Raw genomic sequence first — 9,684 nt, forward strand, 5'->3', positions numbered from 1 at the left:
TGTAATGGCAGGCGACACTAATCAAGAAAAAGACAATGAAAAGCTTAACGATGCGGTAGAGCAAACAGAAACGAAGGATACGGGGACAAAAGAAGAAAAACAGCAGTCGACCGTCTCTTCGACTGTAGCGACTGGTGCTGAAAGTGCAGATGCTGTTGATGAAGCCAATCGTGCGATGGAAGAAAATCCTAGTGGCGCGGGTACGGAAGAAGAAGCAGTGAGCTCGGGTGGCGCAGTTCAAGAAGAGGATACTGAAAGTAGCAGCGACTCTGACGCTGCACAATCCAATGTTGTTGATAGTGTAGCTTCTAGCGGAGAATCAGGTGACGAGGCTCTGGGCAGCGGTGGTTCGGATTCTGGGGCGGGTGCCCAAGCGGTCGGTGGTGGTGATGCCTCTGGCTCTGAAGGTGGTTCGGACGCAGAAGGCAATGAAGCGCAAGGACAAGCGGTACAAACTTCATCTGCGCCAAGTGCTTCTTCAGACTCTGAAGGTTCTCAAGGTGGTGACGAGCTAGATTCAGAAACCACTGAAGAGAGCTTCGCGGTGGATGTACAAGACACCAGCGAAGAAACCACGACGCAAGTAGAAGACGATTTCGACTCCGAAACTACGAGCGAGACGTTCCAAATTAAAGTCGAAGGTGAAAATGACGCGCCAGAAGTAGGGCAAGATCTGGCATACATCATGGATGAAGATGGCACTATTACCTTCACTCAAGAACAACTTCTCGGGTACGCGAGTGATGTTGATGGCGATGATCTTGCCGCATTTAACGTGCAAGTGGGTGCTAATGCATCCGTTGTGGATAATGGTGATGGCACTTATACCGTCACACCTGAAGCTGATTTTAATGGTGAACTCGACTTAACGTTTGATATCAGTGATGGTCAAGAAACCATTTCTAGTTCGATTGATTTAACTGTTCGTCCAATCAATGACGCACCAGTGCCTGAAGATAAAACCTTTGAGATTGAAGAGGATGGCACTCTGATCTTCACCGATGCTGACCTGCTTGCTGGCGCAACGGATATTGAAGGCGATAACCTCACAGTTGAAGGTGTAAGTTACGATGGTGGCGACGGCATCCTGACCGATAACGGTAATGGGACTTACACTTTCGCGCCAAATGAAAACTTCAATGGCGATGTGAACTTCAGCTTTGATGTGTCCGACGGTACAGATACGGTTTCTGCCAACATTGATGTAAGCGTCACACCAGTCGATGACGCACCAGTATCTGGAAATCTTGCTTACTCGGTGGATGAAGATGGCTCGATTCGTTTGAGCCAAGAGCAGTTGTTGTCGCAAGCTTCCGATGTGGAAGACGATGCACTGACGGCGTCTAACCTTTCGGTAGATGGCAATGCGACGGTGACTCAAAATGACGATGGTAGCTTCACCATCACGCCGGACGCAGATTTCAACGGTGATATCGACATCAGCTTCGATATTTCCGATGGCACGAACACCGTTCAAGCAACCGCTGATCTAACCGTTAACCCAATAAACGATTTGCCGGTTCCTCAAGACCAGCAGTTCAGCGTGGAAGAAGATGGCACGCTGATCTTTACGGACGCAGACCTGCTTACTGGCGCAACGGATATTGAAGGCGATAACCTAACAGTTGAAGGTGTGAGCTACGACGGTAGCGATGGCATCCTGACCGACAACGGCAATGGGACTTACACTTTTGCGCCAAATGAAAATTTCAATGGTGATGTGAACTTCAGCTTTGATGTATCCGATGGCACAGATACGGTTTCTGCCAACATTGATGTAAGCGTCACACCAGTCGATGATGCGCCAGTGTCTGGCAATCTTGCTTACTCGGTGGACGAAGATGGCTCGATTCGTTTGAGCCAAGAGCAGTTGTTGTCGCAAGCTTCCGATGTGGAAGGCGATGCACTGACGGCTTCTAACCTTTCGGTAGATGGCAACGCGACGGTGACTCAAAATGACGATGGTAGCTTCACCATCACGCCGGACGCAGATTTCAACGGTGATATCGACATTAGCTTTGATATCTCAGATGGCACGAATACCGTTCAAGCAACCGCTGACCTAACCGTTAATCCAATCAACGATCTGCCTGTTCCTCAAGATCAACAATTCAGTGTGGAAGAGGACGGCACACTGCAATTTACTGATGCGGATCTGCTTGCAGGTGCTACCGACATTGAAGGCGATGACCTTTCTGTAACGGGAATCAGCTATGAAGGCACCGACGGCGTTCTAACTGACAATGGCGATGGCACGTATAGCTTTGCGCCAAATGAGAACTTCAACGGTGATTTAAACTTCAGCTTCGACGTGTCTGATGGCACAGATACAGTTTCAGCGAATGTAGATGTGAGCGTTACGCCGGTGAATGATCCTCCGGTGGCTGGTTCAACGTCTTACACGGTTCACGAAGATAACTCTATTACCATTTCTGACGCGCAACTGTTGGCAAACTCTTCGGATTTAGAAGGGGATGTCTCGATTGATAGCGTGAGCTACTCTGGCAGCGATGGTGTGTTGCAAATCAATGGAGACGGTACGTACACCTTCTCTCCAAATGAAAACTTTAATGGTGAAGTGACGCTTGATGTTGTCGTCGCTGATGAAGAAGGCTCAACGGATGTCACCACTGCTGGCATTACGGTGCTGGAAGTGAATGATCCACCAGTCGCAGGACCAACTTCTTACACCATTGATGAAGATTCTGTTCTGACCTTTAGTGAGTCGCAAGTGCTGCTGAATGCCTCTGATGTGGAAGGCGACGTAGAGCTTGTTGGTATTAGATACGATGGTCCGGATGGCATTTTCACCGTTAACGATGATGGTACGTGCAGCTTCGCGCCAAACGAGAACTTTAACGGACAAGTTCAACTTGATGTGACCATTCGAGATGAGGATGGGGCAGAAGTTGATACCGTCATCAATGTGAATGTATTGCCAATCAATGATGCGCCAGTATCGGGTGATTTGGCTTACAGCGTTGATGAAGACGGTGCGATTACACTCAGCCAAGAGCAGCTTCTTTCTCAAGCGTCTGATATTGAGGGCGATGACCTGACTGCTAGCGATTTGACTGTCGATGGAAACGCAACCGTTACAGCGAACGATGATGGTAGCTTCACGATTACGCCAGATGCGGACTTTAATGGTGACATTGATATCCAATTCAACATTACGGACGGCACAGACACTATCCAAGCAACGACGGATCTAACGGTTAATCCGGTTAACGATCTTCCTGTTCCTCAAGACCAGCAGTTTAGTGTTGAAGAAGACGGCACGCTTCAGTTTACTGACGCAGACTTGCTTGCTGGCGCGACCGACATCGATGGCGATAACTTAACGGTTGATGGCATTAGCTACACAGGCAGCGATGGTGTGCTGACTGACCACGGTGATGGTACTTACACCTTTGCACCAAACGAAAACTTCAACGGTGATGTCAGCTTTAGCTTTGGTGTTTCTGACGGCACTGAGACCGTACCAGCAAATGTGGACGTGAGCGTCACTCCAGTCAATGATCCTCCGGTTGCGGGTGCAACGTCTTACATGGTTGATGAAGACAACGCGATTACCATTTCTGACGAGCAGCTTCTGGCTAACTCTTCGGATGTGGAAGGCGCAGTGTCCATCGATAGCGTGACCTATTCAGGCACCGATGGCGTATTCCAAGACAACGGTGACGGCACTTACACCTTCATGCCAAATGAGAACTTCAGCGGTGATATCAGCCTTGATGTGATTGTGGCGGATGAGCAAGGTGCGATTGACGAAACGACCGCAGGCATTACGGTCATTGAAGTGAATGATCCTCCCGTTGCGGGTCCAACGTCTTACACGATTGATGAAGATTCAGTACTGACATTCAGTGAGTCACAAATTCTTGCCAACGCATCTGATATCGAGGGTGATGTAGAGCTTGTTGGCATCAGCTATGAAGGTTCGGATGGTATCTTTACCGTCAATGGCGATGGTACTTGCAGCTTTGCGCCAAACGAGAACTTCAATGGTCAAGTTCAGTTGGATGTGACCATTCAAGATGAGAATGGGGCAACCGTTGATACGCACATCAATGTCGATGTATTGCCAATCAACGATCCACCAGTATCGGGTGATTTGGCTTACACCATCAACGAAGACAGCTCAATCACGCTAAGCCAAGAGCAGTTGCTTGCCAAAGCGGGCGATATTGATAGCGAGAACCTTGAAGCCATCAATCTATCGACAGATGACAACGCGACAATTCAATACAACGATGATGGCAGTTACACCATCACACCGGATGAAAACTACAACGGCGACCTAGATCTGACCTTCGATATCATTGATAACGATGGTGGCTCGGTACAAGTTGGTCTGGATATTACGGTTAATCCTGTGAATGACTTGCCACAAGCGCAAGATCAACAGTTCACGGTAGAAGAAGATGGCACCTTGCTGTTCACGGATGCAGACCTATTGGAAGGCGCATCGGATATTGATGGCGATGATCTGTCTATCGAAAACGTTCTCTACACCGGTGTGGATGGTGTACTTACCGACAATGGTGATGGCACTTATAGCTTTGCGCCGAATGAGAACTTCAACGGTGATGTTCAGTTCACATTCGATGTGTCTGACGGCACAGGTTCAACACCGGCATTCATTGATGTCAGTGTGACTCCAGTGAACGATCCTCCGGTGGCAGGTTCTACGTCTTACACGGTTCAAGAAGATGGTCAAATCACCATTAGTGACGAGCAGTTGTTAGCCAACTCTTCTGATGTGGAAGGCGATGTAGCCTTGGCGAATGTTAGCTACTCTGGTAACGACGGTAGCTTCGTGGACAATGGCGACGGCACATATACCTTTACGCCAAATGAGAACTTTGACGGTAACATTTCGCTCGACGTTACGGTCATCGACCAAGATGGTGCAACGGATACAACAACCGCAGGCATCGATGTTATCGCGGTGAACGATGCACCAGAAACGTCAGGCATTCAAGCTGAGGTGGATGAAGATAACGCCATTACCATCACGCAAGAACAGTTGCTTGCGAATGCGACAGATATTGAAGGAGATGACCTTGTTGCCAGCAATCTACAAACCAATGACCCGGATGCGACGATCGTAGCCAACGATGATGGTTCATTCACCATTACGCATACGGAAAACTTCAATGGTGAGTTGGACTTCACTTACAACATCAGCGATGGCGAAAATGATGTTCTGACCACGTTGGATCTGACCGTTAATCCTGTCAACGATGCGCCAGAAGCGGGCGACGAGATCTTTATTCAAGCGGAAGAAGACCAAACAGTGGGTGTTTCTCTGCGTGAAGAGCCTGCTTTACGTCTCGACCAAGCGCCTGAAAACGGCATCATTGAAGCGAATCTAAATGACGAATGGGTACAGCTAGAAGTCGGGCAGGAGGTGCCTGCAGACACGGAAGTGCGCTTCATTCCAAATGATGATGCGTTGGCGAACGGTACGCATACCACTCAAATCGGTACCTTTGATGACAATGCAAGTGTTGATGATTGGGGTGATGAAATTGACCCATATACTCGCCAGTTCACTGATGGTGATTTGACCGTCACGGTGCAGAGTAATGATGATCCGCTTGGTGCGTGGAATGGTAACACACACATTGGGCATGGTATTGGCGATACTGACCGCCAAGGCTTGAGTGGTGATGAAAAACTAACTGTGACCGTTGAAGGTCAAGACATCAACGAAATCAGCTTCCACCTAGATGGTCTAGGCGGCTGGTTTATGGAAGAGTCTCGCCACTTTACCGAAGTCGAAATTCGCGCATTCAACTCTGATGGTGACTTGATCGACTCGATGACTTACCACAAAGAAGATCGTGGTAGCTATGAGACGGATTACACCCTAACGGTGAACGAGCCGGTATCTTACTTTGAGCTAGGTACGATTCAAGGTAACGGTACTTACGTGGTTCAAAACATGACGGTATCGCAAACTTGTCATGATGAAGCGGTGTTCACTTCTATTGGCGTGGACGGCACGGAAATCACTGAAACGGTAGAACTGAATATCCGTGAAGGTGACAGTGAAATCGAACTGACGGCTGATCTGCCAAATGTGACCATTGATACCGAAGGTTCTACGCAGTTTGCCTCTGTGGTTATCACAGAAGAACAGCTTTTAGCACAAGCGAGTGATATCGATAGCGATGTTCTTGATATTCAAAACCTTGAGCTGGTGGGGGATAACGCGGAGCACGCTACGTTAACCGACAACGGCGATGGTACATGGACAGTTATACCAGATGAGAACTTCTACGGTGAGATTGAGCTTGGTTACCAAGTTACAGATGGTGAACTCACTGACGACAACATCATCAACATCAACTTCGAAGCAGTAAACGATGCGCCAATTGTTTCTGGTCCGATTGTGTTGTCGACTGATGAGGATGTGGGCATTACGTTTAGCGCGGACGATCTGCTTGCGAATGCAAGTGATGTGGAAGGCGATGTGCTGTCTATCTCTGATATCTCTTACAGCGGTGATAACGGTGAGCTTGTCGACAATGGCGACGGTACTTACACATTTATGCCGAATGAAAACTTCAATGGTGAAGTCGACATCGACTACAAAGTCTTCGATGGCACCGATGAAGTCGATACCCATCTAGATCTGACCGTTATTCCGGTTAATGATGTGCCAGTTCCTGGTGCGCCGCTGCATACTCAAATGCTAGAAAACGGCACCATCATCATCGAAGCAAAAGACCTACTATCAGGTGCGACCGATGTGGATGGCGACATTCTGCATATCGAGAATCTACTGCTTGTTGACCAGTCACAAGGTACGTTGACAGACAACGGCGACAACACCTTTACCTTCGAGCCAACTTCGAACTTCTACGGTGAAGTGAACTTGACCTTCGACATCAGCGATGGTCAAGCAAGTGCACCAAGCACCGCGAAGATCGATGTTGAGATCGTCAACGAAGGTCCAGAGGTTAGCGGTCCAGTTGATGCGGTCGTTGATGAAGATGGCTCAATTACCATCACTCAAGAAGACTTGTTAGCGAACGCGACGGACGTGGATGGTGACAACCTTGAAGCGGTGAACCTGTCGACCAACGATCCTAATGCAACCATCGTTGAGAACGCTGATGGTAGCTTCACGATTACACCGAGCGAAAACTTCTTTGGTGAAATCGAATTTACTTATGACGTAACTGACGCGATTGAAACCGTCGCTGCGGATCTAAACCTCACCGTTAACCCAGTGAACGACCTGCCAGATGTACCTGATTTGTCCTTCACTACAGAAGATGGCGAGGCTATCACGATTACTGAAGCAGAGCTGTTGGCTCAAGCGACGGACATCGAAGGCGATGATTTATCTGTTGTGAACGTGACGAGTTTAAGCGACACGGTTCAAGTGACAGACAATGGCGATGGCACTTACACGTTAACGCCAGAGCAGGGCTTCTTTGGTAATGTTGACCTCACGTTTGATGTGAGCGATGGCACCGATGTGGTGGCGGCAAACATCGACTTGAAAGTTGAGTTCGTCAACGACGCACCAGAAGCAGCACCAATCGTGGCAGACGTGGACGAGGATGGCTCTATCCTCGTGACGCAAGAAATGCTGCTTGAAAACGCCAGCGATCAAGATGGTGATGACCTATACGCAACGGCACTAGAAACCAATGATCCGAATGCCTCTATCGTGGATAACGGTGACGGCACCTTTACTGTTACGCCTTCACAGCACTTCAATGGAGACATCGAGTTTACTTATGAAGTGAGCGATGGTGAATTGAGTGTTGCCAATGAAATGACATTGACGGTGAACCCAGTCAATGACATTCCAATTGTTGCGCCTGGCATGTACCACATTGAAGAGGATGGCAGCATCCTGTTCACGCAAGAAGATCTGCTAAGTGGTGCGATTGATATTGATGGTGATGACCTCACCGTTACCAGCATTAACTACTCGGGGGATGAAGGTACTGTAACGGACAACGGTGACGGTACATTTAGCTTCGTACCAGAAGAGCACTTCAGTGGTGACTTGCAATTCAGCTTTACGGTTTCTGACGGTACTGATGAAGTTGAGCAAGACATTAATGTCCATATCGAAGCCGTGGCAGATGCGCCAGACCTAGTCATCACTGATGGCGATGGTCGAAACGTGGATGACCAAGCGATCTTGGTTGAGCCAGGCGGTATTGTTGAAGTGAACATCGCTGCAGCATTGGTTGACCAAGATTTGTCAGAAACACTGACTGTGACAGTGGATGGTGTTCCAGAAGGTTCGGTGATCAGCTACGACAACGAAGGGGTACTTAACGATCAAGACAACGGTATCACCAGTTTCAACGATACTGAAATCACGGTTACGTTTGAAGGTGAAACCGCGGGTTACCAAAACACAGCGGGTTACTACAAAGTCGATGAAAATGGCAACATCACTGGCGTTGAAGTGGTGTACGAAAACGCTTCTCAAGTTGGCGGTGGCGGTGACCTCGTTCCGGGACAAGATCAGTTCAGCTTCCAAATCTCGGAAGGGGAAAGCTTCAACCTATTCTTGATTCCTAACGGTCATAACTTCAATGACTTTGCATCCATGCAAGATGGTCAGTACGAGTTCCGTGCGGCAGATGGCTCTCCTGCGAACATGGATACAGTTGACCCGCAACTCGTGTTTGTTGGTGCTGATGGTTCTGAAACCGTGATTCAAAGCCAATTCGGTGATGCAGTCTTCCATGGTGGTTCAAGCTCAGAGCTCAACCAAGATGGCATTGAACATACCCGAACTACCGTGAACGAAGACGGTGAACTGGTTTACGGCTTTGAAGATCTTTACGGTGGCGGCGATGCCGATTACACCGACTTCAACTTCACTATTGATGTCGGTGAAGTGAACAGCCAGATCTACAGCGGTGAAGTAACAGTAGGACCAGATGGTTCTGTAACGCTTCCAACCACAGCAATTGAACAAGAGCTACAGATTCAATTGCCAGAAGACTTTAACCAACAGCTAGAAATCAATGTAACGGCAACGGCAACAGAGCTATCAAATAATGATTCTGAAACCGTTTCTCAAACCATCTACGTCAATGCAACAGGTGCCCATATTGAACATGCACCTGAAGCATTGCCTGTTTCAGCGATGGTTGAAGAAGATGGTTCAATCCTAATTACGCAAGAAGATTTGCTTGCTAATGCGCGTGACTTGGATGGAGACCAACTGACAGCGCTGAATTTGGCAACGGATGATGAAAACATCACCATCACAGACAATGGCGACGGTACTTACACCTTAACGCCAGATGCGGACTTTAATGGTGATATCACCTTTACGTTTGATGTGTCTGACGGCGATGATGTTGTCTCAACCAACCTTGAGTTATTGGTGTCACCAGTTAATGATGCGCCTGAACCACAAGATCAAGCGTTCACTGTTGGTGAAGATGGTGTGCTGACCTTTACTGATGCGGATCTGCTAACAGGCGCTACCGACATTGAAGGGGATGACCTATCTGTTGAGGGCGTCACTTACACAGGCGCAGACGGTGTTCTTACTGACAATGGCGATGGTACATATAGCTTCGCACCGAATGAGAACTTCAATGGTGATGTGAACTTCACCTTCGATGTTTCCGATGGCACGGACACCGTGACTGCGAATATCGATGTGACAGTCACACCAGAGAA

The 9,684-nt window shown here is 48.3% G+C and carries 1 protein-coding gene; it reads left to right on the forward strand.

The features are described 5' to 3' along the window. Nucleotides 1-4: 4 nt before the first annotated feature. Nucleotides 5-9,684 (forward strand): tandem-95 repeat protein (locus R7P80_RS16560; protein WP_225491739.1); only part of this gene is annotated, 9,680 nt, incomplete at its 3' end.

Source organism: Vibrio sp. 2092 (genome assembly GCF_033339635.1).
Lineage (GTDB): Bacteria > Pseudomonadota > Gammaproteobacteria > Enterobacterales > Vibrionaceae > Vibrio > Vibrio alginolyticus.